23 protein-coding genes are annotated in these 24,198 nt (G+C 68.8%); 10 read left to right on the plus strand and 13 right to left on the minus strand.

The genetic code is table 11. The annotated features are described in order from the left end of the window. Positions 1-44 precede the first annotated feature (44 nt). The 8 genes from ABD073_RS04880 to ABD073_RS04915 all read right to left on the minus strand — a co-directional run bounded on the left by ABD073_RS04880 (position 45) and on the right by ABD073_RS04915 (position 6,785). Positions 45-590 (minus strand): hypothetical protein, encoded by a 546-nt coding sequence (locus ABD073_RS04880; protein WP_343872761.1) that lies wholly within the window; start codon positions 588-590, stop codon positions 45-47. Between the two features lie 126 nt (positions 591-716). Further along, positions 717-1,559, minus strand: a complete 843-nt coding sequence (locus ABD073_RS04885) for an alpha/beta fold hydrolase (protein WP_343872762.1) — start codon at positions 1,557-1,559, stop codon at positions 717-719. A 3-nt stretch (positions 1,560-1,562) separates the two neighbouring features. Next, positions 1,563-1,883: a monooxygenase gene (locus ABD073_RS04890; RefSeq protein ID WP_343872763.1), complete on the minus strand. Its 321-nt coding sequence runs from the start codon at positions 1,881-1,883 to the stop codon at positions 1,563-1,565. 57 nt (positions 1,884-1,940) lie between these two features. Then, the gene (locus tag ABD073_RS04895; RefSeq protein WP_343872764.1) at positions 1,941-2,390 is read right to left on the minus strand and encodes a hypothetical protein; all 450 of its coding nucleotides are present in this window, start codon (positions 2,388-2,390) and stop codon (positions 1,941-1,943) included. A 168-nt stretch (positions 2,391-2,558) separates the two neighbouring features. Further along, a complete protein-coding gene (locus tag ABD073_RS04900; RefSeq protein WP_343872765.1) occupies positions 2,559-3,875 on the minus strand; it encodes an aromatic amino acid transport family protein in 1,317 nt (438 codons plus the stop codon). Positions 3,876-3,920: 45 nt separating this feature from the next. Continuing rightward, a complete protein-coding gene (locus ABD073_RS04905) occupies positions 3,921-5,300 on the minus strand; it encodes an L-serine ammonia-lyase (protein ID WP_343872766.1) in 1,380 nt (459 codons plus the stop codon). A gap of 124 nt (positions 5,301-5,424) precedes the next feature. After that, positions 5,425-6,357 carry a LysR family transcriptional regulator gene (locus tag ABD073_RS04910; RefSeq protein ID WP_343872768.1) on the minus strand — a complete coding sequence of 311 codons (933 nt, stop codon included), beginning with the start codon at positions 6,355-6,357 and terminating at the stop codon, positions 5,425-5,427. Next, the gene (locus ABD073_RS04915) at positions 6,345-6,785 is read right to left on the minus strand and encodes a hypothetical protein (protein WP_343872769.1); all 441 of its coding nucleotides are present in this window, start codon (positions 6,783-6,785) and stop codon (positions 6,345-6,347) included. Before ABD073_RS04915 ends, ABD073_RS04910 begins: the two co-directional genes overlap by 13 nt. A 121-nt stretch (positions 6,786-6,906) precedes the next feature. Between ABD073_RS04915 and ABD073_RS04920 the strand changes: the two genes are divergently transcribed. After that, the gene (locus ABD073_RS04920) at positions 6,907-7,182 is read left to right on the plus strand and encodes a DUF7218 family protein (RefSeq protein WP_343872771.1); all 276 of its coding nucleotides are present in this window, start codon (positions 6,907-6,909) and stop codon (positions 7,180-7,182) included. A gap of 9 nt (positions 7,183-7,191) precedes the next feature. On the opposite strand, the gene ABD073_RS04925 is transcribed toward ABD073_RS04920, so the two are convergent. Together ABD073_RS04925 and ABD073_RS04930 are read right to left on the minus strand one after the other, a co-directional pair. Further along, a complete protein-coding gene (locus ABD073_RS04925) occupies positions 7,192-8,178 on the minus strand; it encodes a LacI family DNA-binding transcriptional regulator (protein ID WP_343872773.1) in 987 nt (328 codons plus the stop codon). Positions 8,179-8,286: 108 nt separating this feature from the next. Further along, on the minus strand, positions 8,287-9,225 hold the full coding sequence (locus ABD073_RS04930) for a dihydrodipicolinate synthase family protein (protein WP_343872775.1): 939 nt from the start codon (positions 9,223-9,225) through the stop codon (positions 8,287-8,289). A 314-nt stretch (positions 9,226-9,539) separates the two neighbouring features. Between ABD073_RS04930 and ABD073_RS04935 the strand changes: the two genes are divergently transcribed. The 4 genes from ABD073_RS04935 to ABD073_RS04950 all read left to right on the plus strand — a co-directional run bounded on the left by ABD073_RS04935 (position 9,540) and on the right by ABD073_RS04950 (position 14,072). Further along, on the plus strand, positions 9,540-10,727 hold the full coding sequence (locus ABD073_RS04935; protein ID WP_343872777.1) for an Nramp family divalent metal transporter: 1,188 nt from the start codon (positions 9,540-9,542) through the stop codon (positions 10,725-10,727). Between the two features lie 183 nt (positions 10,728-10,910). Then, a complete protein-coding gene (locus tag ABD073_RS04940; RefSeq protein WP_343872779.1) occupies positions 10,911-12,188 on the plus strand; it encodes an extracellular solute-binding protein in 1,278 nt (425 codons plus the stop codon). 61 nt (positions 12,189-12,249) lie between these two features. Then, positions 12,250-13,140, plus strand: coding sequence for a carbohydrate ABC transporter permease (locus tag ABD073_RS04945; RefSeq protein WP_343872781.1), 891 nt, complete (start codon positions 12,250-12,252; stop codon positions 13,138-13,140). Further along, positions 13,140-14,072, plus strand: coding sequence for a carbohydrate ABC transporter permease (locus ABD073_RS04950; protein WP_343872783.1), 933 nt, complete (start codon positions 13,140-13,142; stop codon positions 14,070-14,072). Before ABD073_RS04945 ends, ABD073_RS04950 begins: the two co-directional genes overlap by 1 nt. Here ABD073_RS04950 and ABD073_RS04955 read toward each other — a convergent pair. Then, positions 14,062-15,072, minus strand: coding sequence for a LacI family DNA-binding transcriptional regulator (locus ABD073_RS04955; RefSeq protein WP_343872784.1), 1,011 nt, complete (start codon positions 15,070-15,072; stop codon positions 14,062-14,064). The genes ABD073_RS04950 and ABD073_RS04955 overlap by 11 nt on opposite strands. 85 nt (positions 15,073-15,157) lie before the next feature. Here ABD073_RS04955 and ABD073_RS04960 point away from each other — a divergent pair, with 85 nt between their 5' ends. The 4 genes from ABD073_RS04960 (at position 15,158) to ABD073_RS04975 (ending at position 20,641) form a co-directional block, all read left to right on the plus strand. Continuing rightward, positions 15,158-18,262: an alpha-mannosidase gene (locus ABD073_RS04960; RefSeq protein ID WP_343872785.1), complete on the plus strand. Its 3,105-nt coding sequence runs from the start codon at positions 15,158-15,160 to the stop codon at positions 18,260-18,262. Continuing rightward, positions 18,259-19,419, plus strand: coding sequence for a glycoside hydrolase 5 family protein (locus ABD073_RS04965; protein ID WP_343872786.1), 1,161 nt, complete (start codon positions 18,259-18,261; stop codon positions 19,417-19,419). The genes ABD073_RS04960 and ABD073_RS04965 overlap by 4 nt, the downstream gene beginning before the upstream one ends. Before the next feature lie 510 nt (positions 19,420-19,929). Further along, complete coding sequence (locus tag ABD073_RS04970) at positions 19,930-20,151, plus strand: hypothetical protein (protein ID WP_343872787.1); 222 nt, start codon at positions 19,930-19,932, stop codon at positions 20,149-20,151. Positions 20,152-20,290: 139 nt separating this feature from the next. Beyond that, positions 20,291-20,641, plus strand: a complete 351-nt coding sequence (locus ABD073_RS04975; protein ID WP_343872788.1) for a nucleotide pyrophosphohydrolase — start codon at positions 20,291-20,293, stop codon at positions 20,639-20,641. Here ABD073_RS04975 and ABD073_RS04980 read toward each other — a convergent pair. Continuing rightward, a complete protein-coding gene (locus ABD073_RS04980; protein WP_343872789.1) occupies positions 20,631-21,518 on the minus strand; it encodes a hypothetical protein in 888 nt (295 codons plus the stop codon). The genes ABD073_RS04975 and ABD073_RS04980 overlap by 11 nt on opposite strands. A gap of 91 nt (positions 21,519-21,609) precedes the next feature. Then, positions 21,610-23,409, minus strand: coding sequence for a DNA/RNA helicase domain-containing protein (locus tag ABD073_RS04985; protein WP_343872790.1), 1,800 nt, complete (start codon positions 23,407-23,409; stop codon positions 21,610-21,612). 238 nt (positions 23,410-23,647) lie between these two features. On the opposite strand from ABD073_RS04985, the gene ABD073_RS04990 reads away from it, so the two are divergent. Next, positions 23,648-24,088, plus strand: coding sequence for a hypothetical protein (locus ABD073_RS04990; protein ID WP_343872792.1), 441 nt, complete (start codon positions 23,648-23,650; stop codon positions 24,086-24,088). The last annotated feature ends 110 nt before the right edge of the window (positions 24,089-24,198 follow it).

The following is a 24,198-nucleotide window of genomic DNA, read 5'->3' on the forward strand; positions in this document are numbered from 1 at the left end:
CCGGGGAAGGGGGCGCGGGCGCACCAGCTGAGGGACTGCTGCGTTCAGCTGCCGGTGATCCAGCGCGCGAGGTCCTCGCGGGCATGGTCGGCGGAGGGGATCTGGCCCCAGTAGGTGCCGTGCTGCCAGTAGCTGATGTCGTCCTCGAGCTCGGGGCCGGCCTGGATCCGCATGTGATGGGCGAGTTCCTTGAAACCGAGCGTCTCGGCCATGGCGAGCGTGGCCCGGGGCCCGGCGGGGGCGAGCAGGGCGGAGTCGATCATGGCGCCGGGCAGGAAGCCCAGCTTCTTGGCTCGCCAGACCAGCAACGCGTCGGAGACCATGCCGCCACGGAAGAGCAGCCAGCAGCAGGCCAGCAGACTCTGGTCGCAGTAGTCGGCCTGCTGGCGCACATGGTCCAGTTCGAACAGGGTGAGGCGACGGACCAGCTGCAGGTCGTCGGGGCGCAGCTGCGTCATCAGGGCGACGATCAGCGCGGGGCGGTCGGTGATGTTGTGGATGTCGTCCAGGATGCCGTAGCCGAAGACGCGCTCGAACGGCTCGGGAGCCATCCCCCGGGCCATGTCCAGCAGTGCGCGTCCGGTGGTCATGTACGGACCGTAACCCGGATGCTGGTCCACCGCTGGAGGCATGGGAAATGCTCAACCAGGGCGATGGTGAAAGGGCTGGTCAGGAGCCTTCTCGTGGAGGTGGATCGAGCAAATGTGGGACATGTCTCATTCCGCGTCAGGTCGCGCGCGAAGCACCACCTCGCGCGCCACCAGGTCTGCTTCCACCTCCGGCAGCCAGTGGCCGGTGTCCGCCTCGACGAAGCGGTAGTCGGCCGTGACGTGGCGGGCCGTCGTCTCCGCGGCGGCCCGGCCGAGGGCGAAGTCTCGTCGACCCCAGACATAGCTGGTGGGCACCGTGATGGCCGTCTTCACGTCGGGACCGGGAACCGGGCTGCGACGCGTGAGGGCGCGGTACCAGTTGATGGGGCCGGTCAGCGAAGCCGGCTGGGTGAACCGAGCGGCGTAGCGACGGGCGTGCGACTCGGGCAGGCCGGTGGCGGCGAGGGTGCGACGCATCGTGCGACTCAGCAGCAGCTCGGGCAGGCGCGGGATCTGGAAGGCAGCCATGTACCAGCTGAGCAAGGGCTGGACGGAGCGTCGGGAGGCCTCCAGCATGGCGCCCGGGTGCGGGGTGGCGAGGACGGTGAGGCTGTGGAGCCGGTCTGGCGCGCTCTGAGCCACCTGCCAGGCGACCCCGCCGCCCCAGTCGTGACCCACCAGGTGGAAGCGGTGCAGGCCGGCGGCGTCGGCCAGCGCCAGCACGTCGGCGACCAGCTCGGGGCCGGCGTAGTCGACGGCGCGGGGCGGCCGGGCCTCGGGGGCGTAGCCACGCTGGTCGAAGGCGAGGGTGCGCAGGCCGGCGGCGTGGAGCTGGGGGAGCACCTGGTCCCAGCTGGAGGAGTCCTCGGGGAAACCGTGCAGCAGCACGACCACCGGCCCCTCGGCGGGGCCGGCGTCGTGGACCTGGAAGCGCAGACCGTTCCGCGTGAAGCTCTCCACCCGTGCCATGGCTCAGCCCTGGCACGTGGGCAGCAGGCTGGCGTGGTTGAGCAGGCTGAGTGGCTCGTTCACGTCGAAGTAGCGCACCTCGACGCCCGTGATGCCGAAACCGCTCAGCCGTTCGGTGTGCATGGCGACGTAGGCCTGCGCGTCCTCAAGCGTCTCGAACAGGTAGATCCCGCCGCTGCGCTGCTCCGCCTGGTTCTCGATCCACACCTTCCACAGGAAGCCGGGCTCGGCATTGATCGACTCGGCGAGCCCCTGGAAGGCCTCGGCCATCTCGTCGCCCCACGGGCCCTGCATCGGGAAGTTCACCTGCACCAGTACGGCCATGATCGTCTCCTTCGTCGGTACCTCCACCGTAGCGAGCGCTTCTGACAGGGGCAGCAGTCAGCGCAGCGCCTCCAGCGCCGTGCGGGTGGTCTGCGGGTTCGTCCCCAGCACGATGATGGCCACGACGGCGGGCAGCAGCTCCGAGTGCTCCGGGACGGGCAGCTCGGCCTCGATCCTGTGCTCAGGTGGGCCCACGAGCCCGTGGCGGACCAGGAGCTCGTAGCGCATGAGGTTCCCGTGGAGGTTTCGAAGGGCGTAGACGTGAGGGAGGGGGTCGGCCAGGGACAGTCGCAGGGCCGCTGCCAGATCAGGGACCGGGTGGTCCAGTTTCCAGCGCAGGAGGGCGGTCAGGAAGACCTCCAGTCGCAGCCTGCCGGTGAGGTCGATGGCCTCGCACCAGAAGGCGGGGTCCAGGTCTCGCTCCAACCGCCACCAGGCGATGGCGACGTCGCCGGTCTCCTGCTGGGGACGCAGCGGCGCGAGGATGCTCTCGAGGCAGTGGTCCATGCGGCCAAGCCAGCCGGGCACCACTGACAGTCCGGGACGAAGCGCAGGCTGGTGCCGCGCTGCTTGGCAGGGACGTCGTCGACGCGGAGTGGACCCCGGCACAGCAAACCAGCAGAGGCAGAACAGGGCGCCCGGGCCGATGGCCCGGGCGCCCTGCTGCACGTCGGGTCAGCGCACCAGACCCACCAGGATGCCGCCGACGGCGACGATGCCGGCGATGGTGACGAAGACATTGGAGGCCCGTCCGCGGTAGGGCCGCAGAGCCTCCACCTTGTGGATCGCGTACATCGGCATCAGGTAGAGAACGGCGGCGATCACGGGCCCCGCCAGCGATTCGATGAGGCTGAGGATGCTGGGGTTGATGATGGCCACGAGCCAGCTGGTCACGAAGATGAAGGCGGCCACGGCCAGGCTCAGGGTGCGCTGCGAGAGGCGCTTCGCGTCGGGGTCGGCGAAGCGGATGATCCCGCACAGGCCTTCAGCGGCGCCCAGGTAGTGACCGAAGAAGGAGGAGCCGATCGCGAGCACGGCGACGACCGGTCCCAGGTAGGAGATGAACGGGGCGTCGTGCACGTTCGCCAGGTAGGAGAGCACCGGGAGGTTCGCGGCCCGGGCCTCGGCCAGGCCGTCCTGCCCGAGCGCCAGCACGCACGACCACACGAAGGTCATGGCGAAGAGCACCAGCAGCACGGTGGTGCTGCGCAGGATGCGCGAGGCCTCCTCGGCCGAGCGCTGCCCGTAGTGCGACTTGAGCGAGAGCGAGAACTGCGAGATGGCCGGGGAGTGGTTGAAGGCGAAGACGAGCGTGGGGATCATCAGCCAGACCGCCATCAGGAACTGGCGGGGGGAGCCGGTGCCGGCCTGGGTGAAGATGTCGAACTGCCAGCTGGGGATCAGGTACAGCGTCACGCCGAGCAGCACCAGGATCAGGGGGTAGACCAGCAGACCGGTGATCTTGAGCATGATCGACTGGCCTGCCAGCATCACCGACATCAGCAGCGCGATCAGCACGAAGGACAGCAGCCAGCGGGGCGGCGCCGCCACGTGCAGCTGGTTGGTGAGCGCGCTCTCCACGGTGTTGGTGATGCCCACCCCGTAGATCAGCACGATCGGGTAGATCGCGCAGAAGTAGAGCACGGTCACCAGTCGCCCGGCGTTCTCACCGAAGTAGTCGCGCACCACGCAGGTGATGTCGTCGGTGGCTCGGGGGGCGGAGCAGATCATGCGCGACAGGGCCCGGTGCGACAGGTAGGTCATCGGACCGATCAGCAGGGTCACCACCAGCAGCGGCCAGATCCCTCCGCTGCCGGCATTGATCGGCAGGAAGAGGATGCCGGCGCCGATCGCGGTGCCGAACAGGCTGATCACCCAGGCGCGGTTGAAGGCACGGTCAGTTCCGGTGGCGGTGCCGGCCGCTGCCTCGGTGGGGGTGGACGGGGGACGGGAGGCCTCGCGTGGGAGCGGGGCCGTGGCGGGTGACGGCATTGTCAGTTCTCTCCACGGGTGGTTCGGTTGGGAAATCAGGGGCCGTCAGCAGACGGTGTAGTTGAGGGCGAGCCCTCCGGTCGAGGTCTCCTTGTACTCGCTCTTCATGTCCTCGCCGGTGGTGCGCATCGTGAGGATGGCGGCGTCCAGGGAGACCAGATGGCCGCCGTCGCCGCGCAGGGCCATCCGGGCCGCGGTGACCGCCTTGTTGGCGGCGATGGCATTGCGCTCGATGCAGGGGATCTGCACGAGTCCCTGGACCGGGTCGCAGGTGAGACCCAGGTTGTGCTCAATGCCGATCTCCGCGGCATTCTCCACCTGGCGGGGCGAGCCGCCCAGGATGTCGCACAGCGCACCGGCGGCCATGGAGCAGGCGCTGCCCACCTCCCCCTGGCAGCCCACCTCGGCGCCCGAGATGGAGGCATTGGACTTGAACAGGATGCCGATCGCCCCGGCGGTGAGCAGGAAGTCGACGACGGCCTGCTCGCTGGCGCGGGGGGAGAACTGCATGAAGTTGTGCAGCACCGCCGGGATGATCCCGGCCGCACCGTTGGTGGGGGCGGTCACCATCCGCCCGCCGGCGGCGTTCTCCTCGTTGACGGCCAGGGCGTACAGCCCGATCCAGTCGGTCCCGGCCAGCGGGTCGTCGCTGGCTCCCTGGGCCACCAGCTCCTGGTACAGCCGCGGTGCGCGACGAGGAACGTTCAGGCCGCCGGGCAGGGTGGGGCGCGTGGAGGTGCAGCCGGCGGTGACGCACTCCTGCATCACCTGCCAGACCCGCAGCAGGGCTTGGCGGGTCTCGGCTTCCGGGCGCCAGTGCTCCTCGCGTCGCAGCACCAGCTCACTGATCCTCAGCCCGTGGCGCTCGGCCTGCTCCACCAGTTCGCGGCCCGTGGTGAAGTCGAAGGGGATCGCAGGCTCGGCCTTCGCATCCAGGGCATGGTCCTCGGAGACGGCCACCTCGTCGACGACGAAGCCGCCACCGATCGAGAAGTAGTCCTTGCGGCACAGCTCACGCCCCTCGGCATCCCAGGCCGTGAAGCGCATCCCGTTGGGGTGTCCTGGCAGGAAGACGCCCAGGTGCATGGTCAGGTCGTCGGCGGTGAACCGGATGGTCCGTCGACCACCGAGCGCCAGCTCCTCCCGCTGCCGGACGGTGGCCACCAGATCGTCGGCGCGCTCGACGTCGACGCTCTCCGGCAGCTCTCCCATCAGGCCCAGGATCGTCGCCTTGTCCGAGCCGTGGCCCCGGCCGGTGAGTGCGAGGGAACCGAAGAGCTCGGCCTGGATGCGGGCGGTGGCCTCGAAGCCGTCGCGGCGCTTGAGGTCCTCGAGGAAGCGTGCCGCGGCGCGCATCGGGCCCACCGTGTGCGAGGAGGAGGGCCCGATGCCGATGGAGAACAGGTCCAGCACGCTGAGTCCCACGATCCGCCCCTTGTGTCTTGTCCGGTGCGGACCACCGTGTCCGCATTCCCGAACCTAGCCACGGGTCCGGGCCCAAGGAAGGTGCGCAGCGCTACGAGCTGTTTCGATTCGCTGGAGGGTCCGTTCAGCTGTGCTTAACAGCGACGGCCGGGGCCTGGTCCGCGGAACCGTAGCGGTCGCGAGCGGCCCGGCGCAGGTGGCTGCGCACGGCCACCACGCCGGGCGAGTCGCGGTTCGACTGGCGGGTCAGGATGCGGTGGTTGCGGGTGATGGGTGGGTTGAGGCGACGCACGGTGACGTCGCTGGTCTCACGACCCAGGTAGAGCTCGCTGACCAAGGTGATGCCGAAGCCGGCACGCACCAGGCCCATGGCCGCGGTGAGGTTGCCGCAGTGGGCCACCACCTCCGGCTCGAAGCCGGCCTCGCGGCAGGTCTGCGCGCTCATCTCGGCGAAGCGGGAGTCCAGGCTGTCGAAGATCCACCGCTCGCCCGCGACGTCCGCCAGCCTCACGCGCAGCGGCAGGTCGTCGTGCTCGGCGGACAGGCAGAGCACGATCTCGTCGCGGGACAGTTCCGTGACGTCCATGTCGTCGAGCGGAACCGGCTGCAGGTCGTCGACGACGGCCACGTCCACGGAGCCTTCACGCAGCCCCACGATGCTCTCCAGCGGCTCCATGTCGCGCACCCGCACCACCAGCTGCGGGTGCGCCCTGCGCAGGCTCATCAGCGCGGCGGGCAGGATGGTGCTGCAGAAGCTGGGGAAGGTGCTGATGGTGAGCACCCCGCTGACCTCGTGACGGGCGCGCGCCATGCTGGCCTCGGCCTGCTCCATCTGGGCGCGGATGAGGTGGTAGTGCTGGACCAGGTCGCTGCCGGCCGCGTTCAGGCGCACGCTGCGGCCCGCGCGGTCCAGTAGCGGGACGCCCACCTCACGCTCCAGCAGGGAGATCTGCTGGCTGACCGCCGACGGCGTCATGTGCAGCCGCGCGGCCGCTGATGTCATCGTCGTGGACATCTCGAGGGCAGCCAGGATCTGCAGTCGTCTCATCTCGAGCATGCACGCCACCCTAGGCGGGGCCGATGCCAGGGGACGGCCGGCCCCCGACCTCGCGCGTCGGCGGTGAGCCGGTGACCGCAGGTGGGGCAGGCCACGCCGGGGACGGCGGGCGAGCCGGTGGGTGACGGGTCGACATCGGTCTCTCGGACCAGGCGGTCGACGATCTCGCCGGGCAGGTCGTGGTCCGCGGCGGCGCGCATCTCCTCCTCCTGGCGCACCTCGACGCGAGCCGCCTGCCAGGCGGACCAGTGGCCCGAGACCAGGGCCCACAGGCTGAGGGCAGAGACGTAGATCACCGAGTCGAGCCAGTGCATCCAGTAGGAGATGGGGATCATGGGCACCCAGAAGACGGTGAGCCAGCCGTTGAGGCGACGCATCAGGGAGGGGCTGTTCATCACGGAGGCCCACAGCGTCTTGATCACGGTCAAGGGGAACGAGAGTGGCACAGCGGTGCCTGGCCACCCAACATCCTTGTGGGCGGACCGGACGGTCGACCCCGGTTCCGGTGGTCGCCCTTGACTCTCTGGGCCGGTTGCCCAGGCTGGCGACATGGCCAAGCGAACTGAGGACCCGGGGCCGTCGGTGAAGGACCCCGAGATGTACGAGGCGCTGCGCGAGGACGGCGCCAGCAAGGAGAAGGCGGCGCGGATCGCCAATGCGGCCGCCCGCAGCTCGCGCTCCGCGGTGGGCCGCAAGGGCGGTGAGTCGGGCAGCTATGAGGACATGACCAAGGACGAGCTGATGCAGCGCGCCCGGAAGGTCGGCATCGAGGGGCGTTCCACCATGACCAAGGACGAGCTCATCGAGGCGCTGCGCGAGCACTGAGCCCGCGGGTCAGCGGGGGTTGGCGGCGGTGGTCTGGCGCGGGATCAGGGTGGGTGCGTAGACCAGGGCCTTGCTGGCGGCGTCCTGGTCGTCCAGCAGCAGCGACATCGCGCCGGCCGCGATCTGCGCGAACGGGACTCGCACCGTGGTGAGCGGCACGGGCAGCTTCGAGACCACCGGGATGTCGTTGTAGCCCACCAGCGAGAGATCCTCCGGGACCCGGATCCCCAGCCTGGCCGCCATGGACAGCACGCCGATCGCGACATTGTCGTTGACGACGAAGACCGCGGTCGGCCGGTCCGGACGGCTGAGCAGCCGCAGAGCCGCATCCTCACCCGCCTCCATGGAGAAGTCACCCTCCACCACCAGGCTCGGATCGAGCGCCACGCCGGCATCGGCAAGGGCCTCCTCGAAACCGCGTCGTCGGCCGCTGGCGCTGGTGGCATAGCTGGGGCCGCCCACGAGCGCGATCCTGCGGTGCCCCAGGTCGAGCAGGTGCCTGGTGGCCAGCCGTCCGCCGAGCACGTCGTCGCCCAGCGCTGCGGGCAGCTGGTTGTCCCCGCGCAGCGCCAGCACCTGGCGGACCTCATGCTGGCTGGTGTGCTGCGGGGTGTCCGTTCGGGCGGTGGTGCGGATGATCCCGTCCACCCGGCGCCGCAGCAGGGACTGGATGGCCTGCCCCTCGCGGTCGGGGTCATCCTGGGTGCTGGCCACCACGGCGAACATGCCCCGTGCTGCCGCGGCAGCGGCGAGCTCCTCGTACATGATCGCCATCACGACGTCAGTGAGGCGAGGGACCACGATGCCGATGGAACTGGTTCCGGAGCGACGCAGGGCCGAGGCCAGCGGGTCACGGACGTAGCCGAGGTCGAGCGCCGCCTGCCGCACCCGCTCGGCCGCTGCCGAGCGCGACGGGGGAAGCCGCTCGTCCAGGACGCGGGAGGCCGTCGAGGTGCTGACTCCAGCTGCCTGTGCCACGTCCTTGAGGGTTACCACGCGTCGTCTCCATCCATCGGCTTGCACCCATGGTCCCACCACGTCCGCGTGGAGGGGAAAAGGATGGGGCGCCCCGCATGGCGGGACGCCCCATCGAGAGGTGGTGGATCAGGCCTCCGGGATCACGGCCTTGCCCAGGCCGGCCTTGTCGAGGGCGGCTGCGATCTCGTCGTGCGCGCCCTCGGCGAGGGGCAGCAGCGGTGAGCGGACCGTCGCGTGCTCCAGGACGCCACGGTGCACCAGGGCCTCCTTGAGGCAGACGGTGCCCTCCATGTGGGAGCCGCGGTGGTAGACGTTCTGGGTCACCGGGAACATCTTGTTGTGGGCGGCCTTCGCGGCGGGCCAGTCCTGCGCCTTGCCGGCCTTGATGAGGTCCAGCAGCAGCTCGGGGGCGATGTTTCCGTAGCCCACCAGCAGGCCGTCGACGTCCATCACCGTGTGCAGCAGGTACTCGTCGTGGCAGGACAGGATGGTCAGGTCGGGGTAGGCCTCGCGCAGGACGGGGATCTCGGTGTCCCATCGCTTCATGTTGCGCACGCCGTTCTTGGTCCAGTAGACGCCCTCCTGCCCGGCGATCTCGAGCTGGGTGTCGAGGTCGTAGGTGCACTTGGTGTTGTCGGGGTACTGGAACAGGATGCAGTCGAGACCGGCCTCCTGGTAGATGGCCTTGTAGCGGTCCTGCGGGGCGCCCTTCTGAAAGCCGAACCGCAGCCAGCCGTGGGAGGGGTAGATCAGACCGGCCTTGGCGCCGGCGGCGACGGCCCGCTTGGCCTCCTCGACGGCCACCTTGGTGCCCTCGCCGGTGATGCCGGCGATGACCGGGACGCGACCGTTGGTGGAGGCCACGAACTCCTCGATGACCTGGACCTGCTCGTCGGGGGTGCAGAAGGTGCCCTCTCCGGCGTGGCCCAGGACCACGAGGCCCTTGACGCCGTCGAAGGAGCCGAGCCAACGGCCCAGGCGGTGGATGGCGTCGACGTCGATGTCGCCGTCGCGGGTGAACGGGGTGACCGGGGCGGGGACGAGGCCCCGAAGATCGATGGGCATGTGTTCGACTCCTCGTTGAGGGGAACGTGGGTTCGTTCCCGGGAACGATTGCAATTCTGCTCTGATTCACGCAGTTGTCAACCCCCTGTCGCGTCACGGGCTGGTGGATATCCTCACGCTCAGGGGTCTTGACATGTTCCAGCGTCAGACGGATGCTGGTGGCGTTCCCGGGAACGATTGCATCACCGTTGATGCACCCGGTCGATCGAGGCCAACGGAGGTCACGGATGTCTGTTCATGAAGGTGTCACCCCTGCTCCGCCCGTCGCTGCTGCGGGAGGCAGGGAGCGAGCGTCCTGGGTCAAGCTCCTCGCCATGGCGGGACCTGCCTTCGTGGTGGGGTGCTGGGGCTTCGGGCCCGGCAACCTGACCACGTCGATCCAGGCGGGATCGGGCTTCGGCTATGCCCTGGTCTGGGTTGCCGTGGCCGCCACGGTGCTGATGCTCACACTGGCCGACATGAGCGTGCGGATCGGTATCCAGTCGCCGGTCTCGCTGCTCACGGCGGTCAAGGAGCACCTCGGCACCTGGGTGGGCTACCTGGCCGGGGTGGCGGTCTTCGTCATCACGCTGATGTTCTCGGTGGGCAATGCGGTGGGCTCGGGCATCGCGCTCAAGATGCTCTTCGGGATTCCCGCGCTGGCGGGCACCGTGCTGTGCACCGTCGTCGTCGCGGCGCTGCTGGTCTTCCGCAATGTGTACCAGGCGATCGAGAAGGTCATGGTGGTCTGCATGGCCCTGATGGCGCTCGCCTTCGTCTACACCACTGTCGTGGCGCGACCCGACTGGTGGCGTGCAGCCGATGGTCTGGTCCCCACCGTCCCGGCGGGATCGATGACCGTCGTGATCGCCCTGATCGGCACCTGCCTGTCCGCCAATGCCGCCTTCTTCACCGCCTACGGCACTCAGGCCCGAAAGCGGACCGCCGGCGAGTACCGGGCGCTGACGGCCGTCGACACCATCCCCGGCATCGTCGCTCCCGGTGTGATGACAGCCCTGGTGATCCTGGTGGCCGCCAAGGTCTTCAACGGCCCGCTCGGTGCCGACAAGATGGTCGCCACCATCGCCGGTCTGTCCAAGGTCTTCGAGCCGGTCGCCGGTTCAGTGGGCGTGTGGATCTTCGCCCTGGGCTACTTCGCGGCGGCCTTCTCCGCGATGACCGCGAATGCGACGGCCGGTGGCACCATGCTCTCCGACGCGCTGGGCAAGGGTGCCTCCGCGAGCACCACGACGGCCCGCCTCTTCTCGGGCTTCATCCTGCTCTGGGGGATCGCCATCACCGCGATCTTCGGCGGCAAGTCCCCGGTGCAGCTGATCGTGCTGGCCCAGTCGCTGACGGTCCTCACCGCTCCGGTGCTGGCCTTCCTGCTGGTCTACCTGTCCACCAAGGGCCGGTTCATGGGCGAGCTGCGCAATCGCTGGTGGCAGGTGGCGCTCGGCGTGGTGGCCTTCCTGGTGGTGCTGTGGTTCTGGATCCAACTGGTCATGGGCTTCTTCCGCTGACTGGTCCAACGTGATCGTGGCCGTCGCCCCCGGGCGGCGGCCACTGTCTGCTCGGGGCGGCTGGACGCAGTGATTCCGGCCTCATGGCACCCCGGCTGTTGCACTTCCCGACCCGTGGGTGCAAACTTGGACACCAGACTACTAACCCGGGTTAGTAGGTGGACCTCCAAGGAAGAAGGACCCATGCGTCGTCGTTCCCTGCTGGCCTCGGCCAGCGCCGCCGCCCTGCTGCTCGGCGCCACCGCCTGCGGTGTCAAGGCCGAGACCAGCACCAACTCCTCCGCCCAGGCCAGCGCCAGTGCGCTGTCGGGCGAGATCACCTTCCAGAGCTGGTCGCTCAAGGGCGACAAGTTCTCTCCCTACTTCGAGAAGCTCGTCAAGGACTTCGAGAGCAGCCACCCCGGCACCAAGATCAACTGGATCGACCAGCCCGGCGAAGGCTACGAGCAGAAGGTGCTGCAGCAGGCCAACTCCTCCTCGCTGCCCGACGTGGTGAACCTGCCGCCCGAGTTCGCCTACCAGCTCGCCAAGGCCCAGCGCCTGCTGGACCTGAAGTCCGTCGACCCCAAGCTCGAGGAGACCTACGTCACCGGTGGCCTGAAGGCCTACAGCTTCGACGGGGTGGAGGGTGTCTACGGCTACCCCTGGTACCTGGGCACCGACATGAACTACTTCAACACCAAGGCGCTGGCCCAGGCCGGCGTCGCCGAGCCCAAGAGCTGGGACGAGATGGTGGCCGCGGCCAAGACCATGGCCACCAAGACCAATGGCCGGATGCCGCTGATCAGCACCATGCCCGCCCTGCAGGACTTCTCCAGCGCCGGCGCCCCGATCATGAAGGACGGCAAGTTCGCCTTCAACAGCCCCGAGGCCACGGCCGTCCTGCAGCAGTACGTCGAGCTCTACCAGGCCAAGGCGATGCCCGCCGAGGTGCTCAAGGACAACTACCTGGGCAACTCCGCCCTCTACAAGCAGGGCAAGGTCGGCTGGGCCACCGGCACCGCCTCCATGATCACCGACCTCAAGAAGGAGGCGCCCGGCCTGGTCCCCGACACCAAGGTCACCGCCCGCTTCGGCACCCCGCCGCTGTTCGTGCAAGGCATCAGCGTCGCGAAGGAGTCCAAGAGCCCGCAGCTGGCCCTCGCCTTCGCCCAGCACGTGGTGGACAACACCAACCAGGTGGAGTTCGTGAAGCTCGCCCAGGGCTTCATGCCGGGCACCAAGGAGGCCACTGCCAATCCCGAGCAGTTCACCGGCGCGATCGACGACAAGCTGATGGTGGAGGCGGTCAAGATCGCCGCCTCGCAGATGGACAAGGCCGAGATGCCGCAGCCCCCGCAGTTCAGCAATGACATGAAGACCTACCTGGGCCAGCAGATGGCGCTCGCCCTGCGCGGCGACATCACCGCCCAGCAGGCCCTGGACAAGTCCGTCGACTACTGCAACAAGAAGCTGGCCTGACCGACGGTGCCCCGCGGGACCACCCGCGGGGCACCCGAGGCCCGCCCGCCCTGGAGGGATCATGAAGTCGCACCGCTGGTTCACGCCGTGGTTGCTGGTGCTGGTGCCCGTCGTGTGGACCCTGGTCTTCGCGCTGTGGCCCTTCATCAACACCGTCATCCTCAGCTTCACCAATGCCCGCCCCCTGGTGGGCGGCAGCTTCGTCGGGCTGGAGAACTACCGCGCCCTGTTCTCCGACGAGCTCTTCCGCAATGCGCTGCTGACCACCGGCTGGTACGTGCTGGCCTGCGTTCCGCTGCTCACCTTCCTGCCCCTGCTGGTGGCGCTGGTGGTGGAGAAGCACGTCCCCGGCATCGGCTTCTTCCGCACCACCGCCTACTTCCCGGTGATCGCCTCCGTCGTGGTGGTCGCGCTGATCTGGACCTGGCTGTTCGACTCGCGCGGCATCGTCAACGAGGCCCTGCGCTACCTCGGGGCCACTGACCAACCGATCGGCTTCCTGGTGGACCGCTGGAAGCTGGTGGCCTGTGCCATCGCCCTGACGGTCTGGAAGGGGCTGGGCTACTACATGGTGGTCTATCTGGCCGCGCTCGGGAACGTCGGACCCGAGCTGCACGAGGCCGCTGCCCTGGACGGGGCGAACGCCTGGCAGCGCTTCCGCAATGTCACCATCCCCGGCGTCCGGCCGGCGATGGTCCTGGTGGCCGCGCTGGTCTCGGTGGCGGCGATGCGCATCTTCTCCGAGCTCTACGTGCTCTCGGGCGGCACCGGCGGCCCGGGTGGTGAGGCGATGAGCATCGTGATGCTGGTGCGCCAGGTGGGTTCCGGGCTGAGCGGCCAGCTCGGCTATGCCTCCGCCATCTCCGTGGTGCTCTTCCTGTTGACCATCGGTCCGCTGGCCTTCATCGGCTGGCTCAACAACCGCGATGCCGGTGCGAAGGGAGCACACTGATGAGCTCGGACGTCGACAACCTTCCCCTCCAGGCGGCCGTCGCCGCAGAACCCACCCGGCCCCACAAGGCGCGCCCCTGGCGCAGCCGCCGCTCCTTCGACATGCAGCGCCCCACGCTGGCGGGACTGGTCGGGCGCTACCTGCTGCTGGTGCTGCTGGTGGTGCTCAGTGTCGGCCCCTTCCTGTGGCAGCTCAGCACCTCGCTCAAGAGCCAGGACGAGGACATCTACGCCTTCCCGCCCAAGCTGGTGCCCGAGCACCCCACCCTGCACAACTACACCGACGTCGCGCGGCTGGTGCCGGTGCTGGACTATGCCTGGCACTCGCTGCTGATCGCCAGTGCCACCGTGGTCAGCCAGGTGGTCTTCGCCACGCTGGCCGGCTACGCCCTGGGCTGTCTGCGTTTTCGCGGCAAGCGCGTGGTGGTGGCCCTGCTGCTCAGCACCCTGCTGCTGCCGGGCGAGGTCACGCTGACCAGCCAGTTCCTGATCATCAAGAACATGGGCCTGGCCAACAGCCTGCTGGGCGTCTACCTGCCCGGCGTGATCGGCGCGGTGAACGTGCTGCTCATGATGACCGCCTGCCGCGCCATCCCCAGCGACGTGCTGGACGCCGCCATCGTCGACGGCGCCAGCACCTGGCAGCGGATCCGCCACGTGGTCTGGCCCAATGTGCGCGGCATGGCCTCGGTGGTGGGCCTGTTCAGCTTCATCGGCGCCTGGGACGACTTCCTGTGGCCGCTGATCGTGCTCTCCGACCCGGCCAAGTACACGCTGACCGTGGGCATGAGCTTCCTGCACTCCACCATGGGCACCGATCCGCGTCAGGTGGCGGCCGGCACCATGATCGCGCTGATCCCCATCATCGTGATCTTCGCCTCCATGCAGCGCTACTTCTTCAAGGGAGTGGAGTCCGGTGCGGTCAAGGGCTGAGGGTAGAGGCCCGCACCGCCAGCTCGGGGGTGGGCGCCGGCCCCTCGGTCGGGGGTTGCCCGGCCAGCAGCTCCAGCAACCGGTCGGTGGCCATCTGCCCCAGCAGCGCGGGGTCGCGCACCAGGGAGGTGATCCCCGGCTGCACCACGCGGCAGATGGGGGAGTCCTCGCAGGAGACGATGGCGACGTCGTCGGGGCAGGCCAGGCCCGCGGCCTGCACTCCGGCCATGCCGCCCAAGGCCAGGATCTCGTTGTCGTAGACGATGGCGGTGGGGCGTGCGTCGAGCTGCAGCAGCCGAGCGGTCTCACGTCGCCCGGAGTCCTCGGTGACGTCGGTGAAGGCGGAGACCTCCGGGTGCAGGCCTGCCGCGTGGGCCACCTGCTCGAAGACCTCTTGGCGCACCCGGGTGTGGTCCAGTCCGCCGCGGCCCAGCACGTAGGCGACGCGACGATGCCCCTGCGCGGCCAGGTGCTCCACCACCTGGCGCATCGCGCCGCGGTCGTCGGTGGGCAGCCCGGCCAGCCGCTCGCCCGGCCAGCTGCCGCCCACCACGACGCCGGGCATGCCCAGCTCGGCCATCAGCGCGGCGCGCGGGTCGTCGAGCTGCGGGTTGACCAGCAGCACCCCGTCGACGCGTCCCTCCGCCCACCAGGTGCGGCAGGCGGCCGCCTCGGCCTCCAGGTCGGGCACCACCTGCAGCACCAGCGAGAAGTTGAGCGGCTGCAGGGAGCGCTCGATGCCGCTGATCAGGCGCAGGAAGAAGGACTCGCTGGCGAAGGAGTCGTTGCTGCTGGCGATCACCAGCCCCACGGCGCGCGCCTGGCGGGAGCTGAGCGCCAGCGCCGCCGCGCTGGGCGACCAGCCCATCTCCGCGGCCACCTGCTTCACCCGGCGACGGGTCTCCTCCGAGACCCCGGGCCGGTCGTTGAGCGCGAAGGAGACCGCGCCGCGCGAGACACCGGCCTCGCGCGCGATGTCCTTCATCCTCACTCGCGCCATGAGCCCAGTGTGTGCCATCGCCCATCGTCCTGCCACTCCGGCCCCGCCGGTTGCGCCACCCATACCCCCTCCGAGGAGCTGCACCATGCATGACCACGAACCGATCCTGGAAGGTCGGCTGACCCGTCACCTGACCGAGCGGATCCTGCCCGCCGCCACCGAGCACGTCGCGGACCTGCAGGTGCGCATCCACCGGGTAGCCGACGCGGCCGACAGCCCGTCGCCCGACGCGGTGCCCGGGGTGGCGGGGCAGGGGGAGCCGATCGGCTTCGCCCAGGCGCTCGCCGCCCACTACGAGCCGCTGCGGGTGGGGGAGCCCTGGGGCTCGGCCTGGGGGACCAGCTGGCTGCAGCTTGAGGCCGACCTGTCGCACCTGCGCGGCGAGCCGCTGGAGGTGCAGCTGGAGCTGGGCTGGAAGCGGCACTCGCCCGGTTTCCAGGCCGAGGGGCTGGTCTTCCGCCCCGACGGCGGCATCATCAAGGCGCTCAATCCGTTCAACAGCTGGATCCCGGCGGAGACCGACGAGCAGGGGCGCTTCCACGTCCTGGTGGAGGCGGCCGCCAACCCGATCCTGCTCGACGTGCCGCCCTTCGTCCCCACCGAGCAGGGCGACAAGCTCACCGCCGGGCCGGCGCCGATCTACACCCTGGCCCGGGCCGAGGTGGTGCGGGTGCACCAGCAGGTGCGCGAGCTGGCCGCCGACCTGGCCTGCCTGGACGGGCTGGCCCGCCAGCTGCCCGAGGACTCCTCGCGACGCTGGCAGCTGCGCGTCGGCATCGACCACGCGCTGGACCTGGTGGACCTGGACGACGTACCCGGCACCGCCCGGGCCGCCCGTGCCGTGCTGGCCCCGCTGCTGGAGGCGCCCGCGGCCGCCAGCGCGCACCAGCTCACCGCCATCGGCCACGCCCACATCGACTCCGCCTGGCTGTGGCCGCTGCGCGAGACCCGCCGCAAGGTGGCCCGCACCCTGGCCAACCAGCTCAACCTGATGGCCGAGCATCCGGAGCACCGCTTCGTGCTGCCCGCCGCGCAGCACGCGCGCTGGGTGGAGCAGGACCATCCCGAGCTCTTCGCCCGGGTCCGCCGGGCCGTCGACGAGGGCCGCATCATCCCGATCGGCGGCATGTGGGTGGAGTCGGATGCCAACCTGCCCGGCGGCGAGGCCTTCTGCCGCCAGCTGGTGGAGGGGGTCCGCTACTTCGAGCAGGCGCTGGGACGTCGCTGCCACGAGGTCTGGTTGCCCGACTCCTTCGGCTACTCCGCCGCCCTGCCGCAGCTGGCCCGGTTGGCGGGCGCCCGGTGGTTCCTGACGCAGAAGATCAGCTGGAACCAGGTGGACGACTTCCCGCACCACTCCTTCTGGTGGGAGGGCATCGACGGGAGCCGCATCTTCACCCACTTCCCACCGGCCGACACCTACAACTCGGACCTGTCGGCCCGCGAGACCGCCCATGCGGAACGCAACTTCCGCGACAAGGGGCACGCCAACAGCTCGCTGGTGCCCTTCGGCTGGGGCGACGGCGGCGGTGGCCCCACCCGCGAGATGCTCGCCCAGGCGCGTCGCACCGAGAACCTGGAAGGGTCCCCGCGGGTGCGGATCGAGGAGCCCGACGCCTTCTTCGAGCGCGCCCGTGGTGAGCACCAGGATCCTGCGGTGTGGAGCGGTGAGCTCTACCTGGAGCTGCACCGTGCCACCTTCACCACCCAGCACCGCGTCAAGCAGGCCAACCGGGCCGCCGAGCACCTGCTGCGCACCGCGGAGTGGTGGTGCACGACGGCCGCCGCGCGTGGGCTGATGGACTACCCGCACGAGCAGCTGCGCGAGGCCTGGCGCACCGTGCTGCTGTGCCAGTTCCACGACATCCTGCCGGGCACCTCGATCAGCTGGGTCTACCGCGACGTGCTGGCCCGCCAGGCCGAGGTGGCCGAGGCGCTGCACCGCCTGGTGGACCAGGCGCTGTCCGCCCTCACGGGTGGCACGCCCGGTGCCGGTGAGCTGCTGTGCAATGCCTCCCCGGTGGTGATCGACGGGGTGGCCCCCGGTGCGGTGGCGCCGGCGGTCGTCGACGGATCGGCGTCGCCGCGGCTGGAGGAGCTGGCCGATGGCTGGCTGCTGGTCAACGACCACCTGCGCGTCGAGCTGGATGCCGACGGCCTGGTGCGCTCGCTGCGCGACCTGGCCGCGGACCGTGAGGTGATCCCGGCCGGCGCCCGCGGCAACCTGCTGCAGCTGCACCAGGACTTCCCGAACATGTGGGACGCCTGGGACGTCGACCCCTTCTACCGCAACCAGGTGGTGGACCTCACCGAGGCCGACGAGGTCAGCGCCGAGAGCGACGACGAGACGGTGCGCATCACCGTGCGTCGCCACAGCCCGCGACGCGGGGGGCACGGCTCCACCATGGTGCAGACCCTGGAGCTGGGTCGGGGCCGTGGGCTGCGGGTGCTGGTGGACGTCGACTGGGACGAGAAGGACCGCTTCCTCAAGCTGGCCTGGCCGGTGGACGTGCACAGCGACAGCGCCCGCTTCGAGGTGCAGATGGGCCACGTCACCCGCCCGGTGCACACCAACACCTCCTGGGACCACTCCCGCTTCGAGGTGAACGCCCACCGCTGGGTGCAGCTCTGTGAGCCCGGTTACGGGGTGGGCATGGCCAATGCCAGCACCTACGGCTGGGATGTCACCCGGCATGGCCACGGTGAGCGGGAGGCGGGCACCCACCAGGTGCTGCGCGCCAGCCTGCTGCGCGGCCCCGCCTATCCCGATCCGCGCACCGACCGGGGCGAGTACCACTTCGAGTTCGAACTGCTGCCCGGTGCGGAGCTGCCGGAGACCATTGCGGCCGGCTACCGGATGAACATGCCGCGCCTCAGCAGCGGCGGTGCCGGGGTGGAGCCGCTGGTCAGCCTGGATGAGGGCGGGCTGGTGGAGGCCCTGAAGTTGGCCGACGACGGCTCGGGCGATGTGGTGGTGCGGCTCTACGAGCCCCTGGGGCAGCGCGCACGGACGCGCCTGCACACTTCCTTCGCGCTGGCCGAGGCCTACGAGACCGACCTGCTGGAGGAGCGGCTGGGCGACGAGTCGGTGGTGGCGCCCAGTGCCGTCACCGGGGTGGAGGAGCGCTCGGTGGGCTTGCAGCTGCGTCCCTTCCAGGTGGTCACGCTGCGGCTGCGGGGCCGGCGATGAGGGTCGGGGTCAACTACACGCCGCGACGGGGCTGGTTCCACTCCTGGCTCGACCTCGACGAGCGCGAGGTGGCCGCCGACTTCAAGACCCTGGCCGCTCTGGGGCTGGACCACGTGCGGATCTTCCCGCTCTGGCCTCTGCTGCAGCCCTCGCGCACCATGGTCAACCAGCGCGCCGTCGACGACGTGGTGCGGGTGGTGCAACTGGCCCAGGACAACGGGCTGCAGGTCAGCGTCGACGTGCTCAACGGGCACCTGTCGAGCTTCGACTTCGTGCCCAGCTGGGTGACCAGCTGGCACCAGCGCAACCTGTTCGCCGATCCCGAGGTGGTGCAGGCACAGGCGCTGCTGGTGGGCGAGCTGGCCGGCGCGCTCTCGCACGAGCCGGGCGCCACCGGGGTGTGCCTGGGCAACGAGTTCGCGCAGTTCGCGGCGCCCCGGCATCCGCAGCAGAGCCGGATCAGCGAGCGTCAGGCCGCCGACTGGTTGCGCACCCTGCTGGCCGCGGCGCGTCGCGCCTGGCCCGAAGGCGACCACGTGCACAGCTTCGACGACGACATCTGGTTCGTCGACGAGCATCCCTTCACGCCGCAGCACGCGGTGGAGCTGGGTGATCTCACGACGGTGCACTCCTGGGTCTTCGTGGCGGCCGGGCCGCGCTTCGGCGCCGGGCACCCGGCGCTCCCGGCCTTTGCGCGCTACCTGTGCGACCTGGCCAATGCCTGGGCGCCGGAGCCCGGGCGCCGGCTGTGGCTGCAGGAACTGGGGGCGCCGATCACCCACGTGCCCGCGGGGCAGGCGGCCCGCTTCCTGGCCGACACCATGGTGGCTCTGCTGGGGACGCCGAACCTGGAGGCCGTCACCTGGTGGTGCAGCCACGACGTGGACCGCAGCCTGGGCGACTTCCCCGAGCTGGAGTACTCGCTGGGCCTGGTGGACAGCGAGGGCCGCGTGAAGCCGGCTGGCCACCAGCTGGCCGAGCTGGTCCCCGAGATGCAGATCTCGCCAGCGTCGGAGCCGGTGGGCGGCCCGGTGGTGGACTTCGTGGGTGATCCGGCGCGTAGGAGCCTGACCTCCTCGACGGGGGCGGTCTTCGACGAGTGGCTCGCGCTCCACCTGGCGGGTGAGCGGCCAGTCCTGCGCCGGGTCGCGGGGTGATCCCCGGACGCTATGGACTTGGTCGGAGGTCGTCGCTGCCCGGTCGGGAGTGGCTGGGGTGTGGCGCGATGACATAGTGAGCGCATGCGCGCTCGACAGGGGTCCTTGGTCTGCTTGATTCCGCTGTTGCTCGCTGGTGGCTGCCAAGGGTCTGGAAGCGCTGCTCCGGCAGCAACATCGGCGGCCCCGGCATCGAATGCGGCCAGCTCCACGACGCCTGCCGCGCGTGCTTCACGAGCCAGCTCGACGGCTCCAACGCCCAGTGCCACGACCCCGACAGCGGCACCCAGCTCCAGGGCGCCCGCCGCGCCGAACCGAGCGCAGACGCTGAGCCTGGCCAGCGGGCAGACGGCCCACCTGACCTATTTCGACGTGACCTTGCTGAGGTCGACGCATGGACAGGATGGCGTGAGCTTCGGCTGGAAGGTTCGTGTCTGCTACACCAGCCCTCATCCGGGTCAGAATGCCGACGGGACAACGCGGGTCAGCACGAACCCGTGGTCGGCCCTGGTGTCAGCTCCGGAGGGCGGCCCTCAGGCCCGCTGGGTCAGGATCGACGAGTTCCCGGCCGACAAGGGCTGGCAGCCGCCATATCCGACGCGCCTGCTCAAGCTGGGGCAGTGCTCCGAGGGCTGGATCGCGATCAAGCATGACAACCCTGACCTGCAGTTCACGGCACTGCGCTACCACCCGGCCGATTTCGGCGACATGGTGACCTGGCCCACGTCATGAAGGGTCCTGGTCCAAGGATTGGCAGCCACTTCCGTCGGTGGCAGCCCGCGATTCGCAGACGTGCTGATGATGAAGCGTCCACCCATTCATCAAGTGTTGGCCCGAGGTATCCATTGGGCTTTGTGTGATCCTTGGGGACGTGGCCAAGGACTTCGAAGACCTCCAAGAGCGGTATCGCCAGTTTCGCCGCGATCGTGACTGGGACAAGTTCAACGACCCCAAGTCGCTGATCCTTGCGTTGGTCGGCGAGGTAGGGGAACTGGCAGAGCTCTTCCAGTGGGTTCCAGCGGATCAGGCCAGCGTCGAGTTCGCCCTCCCGGAGCGCAAGCAACGCGCCGGGGAAGAGATCTCCGACGTTCTGATCTATCTGATGGGACTGGCGGACGCTCTGGATGTGGACATCGTCGAGGCTGCCCATGCAAAGCTTACCGCCGCAGAACAGCGGTTCCCCGCTAATGAGGTGCGAGGGGTTGCCCCTCTCAAGCGTTAGCGTTGAGGAACAGCTCCCGTCGTGCGGCGAAGAATGGGGCTCGGGCCTCCGAATGACCGGGTGCTGCCCGTCCCACCAGTTGTGCCACAGCCTCTGAATGGGTTCCTTCAGTCTCCTTTCCTGCTCGGATGATGCCGAGTTCGTCGACCCACACATAGTCATGCTCGAACAGGGCGTCACAGCCCAGCAGGCAGCACATCATGGCGCAGTTCACGAAGTCCCAGCGTTCGGCCTGGGTGCAATGCCGGCGAGGCTTGATGTGGGCTGCGACGAGCAGTTCGGCCGGCATCTCGCGCCCGCACAATCCGCAGGTCGGCTTCTCCATGCGTGCGAGGAGATTCCTTCGAAGGTGGACCTGCTCGCGGCGCGCCGAGACGAGTCGTTCCCCGTCTGTGGGCATGTCCACGTGCACGGGAGTTCTTGGCCAGTGCAATTCACGACCGGCGACGGTGGAGGGGCGTGGCTGTGTCACGAATTGCTCACTGAGCCACTCCAGCATGCTGGGCTCTTCCACGATTCGATAGTTGGCCTGGTTGTTCATGAAGGTGTTCAGCGGGCCGTAGTCGCGCCCCAAGGGCGGGGCATCGACGATGTCCGCAAGTGGGACTCGGTAGCGGTAGCGCTCGTGGTCGTCGTCCCACGGCATGAGGGCTCCGTGGCATGGAATCAGTTCGCCGGTGGCCACTGCGGCACCGATCAGTCGCCCGGTGCCACTTGTCGGATCTCCCTCGACGCGAGGCACCCCTCCAAGCCAGAAGTAGATCTGCGAGCCCGGGGAGATCGAGGCACGGCTTGGAAAGTCCCAGTACGAGACCTGCTTGGCGTATTCCCAGTGCTGGGGCAGCCGTCCGCTGATGCGGATGATTGAGGCGGGCATGCTCGTTCTCCGTCGTGAGAACGGGGAGGCATGTCTCCTGGAAGAAGCCTGTCGATCCGTGGGTGGGTGAAGTGATTACTGCGTGCTGCAACTACTCGATGAGGCTTCGCAGGAATTCCTGCGTTTCGGGATCAGTGCTGTGGATGGTGACGCCCAGCAGTCCGCGGGTCAGCAAGACCTTGTAGACATTGCGCACGAGGCGATCGAAGTAGGCGTCGTCCACCTTCTTCCGGTTGCGGAAGTCGGGGTCCTTGTTGGCGTCCCTGACCGCGACCCATCGATCGGTGCGCCAGACGAGGTCCGGGCCCAGGATCACCCCGGAGTAGTCGTACTCGAAGCCCTGGGCGGTGTAGACACAGCCGACCTGACCGAAACCCGCAGGGTCGGTGGCCCAGAGGGCTGCCGGTGGAGCGCCGCCCACACTGCGGTCACCCTTCAGGTTCCAGGGCCTGGCCCACTCGCCGATCCGCACGTCAGGGACCAGGGTCCCGTCCCTGCGGGGGTCGCTCCAGGGCCAGCAGTAGCCGGCGGCCAGACGTCCGCCGAAGCCGTCGGCGATGCGAGCAGCGATCTGCTCCTCCATCTGTGCCGGTGAAGCTGCCACGTGGACCTCGAAGCGGCCGTCGCCCTCCCAGCTCATCGGCCCGCCTTCCTCGAGCCCCAGCAGGCGCTGGACCCACGTGAGGTAGGCCTGCGAACCACCGCAGCGGAACTGGGCATCCAGGTCGATGCGCATGACATCCATGCCCTGGGATCGCGCCGCGGCCTCGATGTCGGCGACGGTTCCCAGCTCACCGGGGCGCACCACCTGGTTCTCGTCGAGCAGGAAGACAGGGACATGCGCAGCGCTGAGCAGTTCGTCGATCTGGGGCCGGCCGGTCCGAAACTCGGCTTTCGTCCACCGGTTGACCGAGGTCTCACGGATTCGGTGCGCCTCGTCCAGGATCAGGCAGTCCAGGTCGTTGGGTTCCGCGGTCATGAACGAGTTGAAGTACTGGAAGTTCTTCTGCACCCGGGTGGAGCCCTTGGCGGCCACCTTGCGCAGGGTCTGGGTGAACGACCGGGAGCCCGTCGCGTGCAGCACTGGGCGGCCCTGCCGGGACAGCTCACCCATCAGGGACAGCGCGATGACGCTCTTGCCGCTTCCTGGCCCGCCGGAGACGATGACAGCGGTCTTGGTGTTGGCACGACGTGCCTTGTCGACCGCATGGCGGACGTAGTTGAAGGCGTCACGTTGCTCGTCGAGCAGAACGAACGTCTCTCGATGCTGGACCTCCTCGGCGGCCAGCTTGAGCAGTTGTTTGGAGGGGGCGATCCTGCTGCTGAGGAGGGCGTCCGCCGCGGCAGCGCCGTCCTCGTCCGCGAAGGTGTCCCGAAGGAAGTCGATGAACTCACCACGACGCTGGCCGGTGAAGATGCGGCCAGGTTCGGCCACGGGGGTGTCCAGCAGGGCGGCGACACCCAGATCCGTGGCGTTGTGGAGATAGACGACACCCTCGACGGCGGCGGGATCTTCGGACAGCACGGCGGTGTAGTCCGTCATGTACTCGCAGTAGGAGCGGACCTGCTCGGAAGGGTGGGTGACCGGCCGGGCGCCGTACGCACCAATGGAGACCAAATCCTCGCTGTCCTCGAAACGAGCGGCGTCCGACCACTGCTTGAGTTCGACCACGACGTACTTGTTACGCCCTGTACGGCGGTCCGTCCCCGCGAGCACGATGTCCGCGCGCTTGCTGGTGAAGGGGAGCTGGTACTCGAGGAGGACCTCCACGCCGGGACGCCCGGCGCGCACGAGGTCAGCCGCGAGAAAGGGCGCGCTGCGGTCCCACGAACGAACCTCGCCCGGCGCCGGTCGACGCCCCACCTGGTGGGCCATGTTCTCGGCGAGCATGGCGCTCAGCCGGTCACCAAGTGTGAAGAGCTCCTTCGCGGAAACTCGAAACAACGACGGCACGTGGACAACTCCCGGGCAGCACAACAACGTGTGCGGGGGAGCGTGTCCGTGGAGGGAAGCTCGTCGATCCGCTGGATGGAAGAACTCTAGCCCCGGTGGATTGACAGTCTGGCGACACGCACCGCGGACCAAGATTCACGAGAGCAAGAACTATGTCTATATGCATAATTTGTGGATGGATCTGATTCAGACACTTGCAACTGTCGGGACACTGTGCGTCGCCCTGTGGGCGACGTGGATGGCGCGGGATCAACTGGCCGAAGCAGAGCGGCAGCGCAAGGTTCAGATCGGCCTGCAGTACCTGGAGCGCTACTGGGATGTTTCCGACTCCCTGTTGCACTCGGTGAAGGGGTCCGAGGAGCATCGGCAGCATCAGCACCGCTACCTGATCCTCTGTGAGGATGAGTTCGAGGCAGCTCGCGAAGAATGGCTGGATGACGGCATGTGGGAACGATGGCACCAGTGGTTGGTGACGGAGTCCGGTAGAGAACAGACCCACGCAGATCTGGCGCAGTGTCAGAGGACCAATGCTTTCGAGTTCGTGCGGAGTTGTCTCGGAGGTGCGGTTGGTCACAGCTGGCAGGCATGCCCGGCGCATCCAGACACTCAAGCCTGAGTCGTTCGTTGCGCCGTTCATCGCACGAGATCTCCTGATTCTCGGTCAAGTCCAGGCAAGTGGTGTAACGGCTGGTGATCCTGCAGGGCGGGGTCAGCTGGCGAGTGCGG

Source organism: Luteococcus peritonei (assembly GCF_039526385.1).
Lineage (GTDB): Bacteria > Actinomycetota > Actinomycetes > Propionibacteriales > Propionibacteriaceae > Luteococcus > Luteococcus peritonei.

Bases quoted from the DNA above. Each gene is read 5' to 3' on its own strand.
- ABD073_RS04880 (WP_343872761.1), bottom strand. From the start codon at position 590: ATGACCACCGGACGCGCACTGCTGGACATGGCCCGGGGGATGGCTCCC.
- ABD073_RS04885 (WP_343872762.1), bottom strand. From the start codon at position 1,559: ATGGCACGGGTGGAGAGCTTCACGCGGAACGGTCTGCGCTTCCAGGTC.
- ABD073_RS04890 (WP_343872763.1), bottom strand. From the start codon at position 1,883: ATGGCCGTACTGGTGCAGGTGAACTTCCCGATGCAGGGCCCGTGGGGC.
- ABD073_RS04895 (WP_343872764.1), bottom strand. From the start codon at position 2,390: ATGGACCACTGCCTCGAGAGCATCCTCGCGCCGCTGCGTCCCCAGCAG.
- ABD073_RS04900 (WP_343872765.1), bottom strand. From the start codon at position 3,875: ATGCCGTCACCCGCCACGGCCCCGCTCCCACGCGAGGCCTCCCGTCCC.
- ABD073_RS04910 (WP_343872768.1), bottom strand. From the start codon at position 6,357: ATGCTCGAGATGAGACGACTGCAGATCCTGGCTGCCCTCGAGATGTCC.
- ABD073_RS04920 (WP_343872771.1), top strand. From the start codon at position 6,907: ATGGCCAAGCGAACTGAGGACCCGGGGCCGTCGGTGAAGGACCCCGAG.
- ABD073_RS04930 (WP_343872775.1), bottom strand. From the start codon at position 9,225: ATGCCCATCGATCTTCGGGGCCTCGTCCCCGCCCCGGTCACCCCGTTC.
- ABD073_RS04935 (WP_343872777.1), top strand. From the start codon at position 9,540: ATGGCGGGACCTGCCTTCGTGGTGGGGTGCTGGGGCTTCGGGCCCGGC.
- ABD073_RS04940 (WP_343872779.1), top strand. From the start codon at position 10,911: ATGCGTCGTCGTTCCCTGCTGGCCTCGGCCAGCGCCGCCGCCCTGCTG.
- ABD073_RS04945 (WP_343872781.1), top strand. From the start codon at position 12,250: ATGAAGTCGCACCGCTGGTTCACGCCGTGGTTGCTGGTGCTGGTGCCC.
- ABD073_RS04950 (WP_343872783.1), top strand. From the start codon at position 13,140: ATGAGCTCGGACGTCGACAACCTTCCCCTCCAGGCGGCCGTCGCCGCA.
- ABD073_RS04955 (WP_343872784.1), bottom strand. From the start codon at position 15,072: ATGGCGCGAGTGAGGATGAAGGACATCGCGCGCGAGGCCGGTGTCTCG.
- ABD073_RS04960 (WP_343872785.1), top strand. From the start codon at position 15,158: ATGCATGACCACGAACCGATCCTGGAAGGTCGGCTGACCCGTCACCTG.
- ABD073_RS04965 (WP_343872786.1), top strand. From the start codon at position 18,259: ATGAGGGTCGGGGTCAACTACACGCCGCGACGGGGCTGGTTCCACTCC.
- ABD073_RS04980 (WP_343872789.1), bottom strand. From the start codon at position 21,518: ATGCCCGCCTCAATCATCCGCATCAGCGGACGGCTGCCCCAGCACTGG.
- ABD073_RS04985 (WP_343872790.1), bottom strand. From the start codon at position 23,409: ATGCTCGCCGAGAACATGGCCCACCAGGTGGGGCGTCGACCGGCGCCG.
- ABD073_RS04990 (WP_343872792.1), top strand. From the start codon at position 23,648: ATGGATCTGATTCAGACACTTGCAACTGTCGGGACACTGTGCGTCGCC.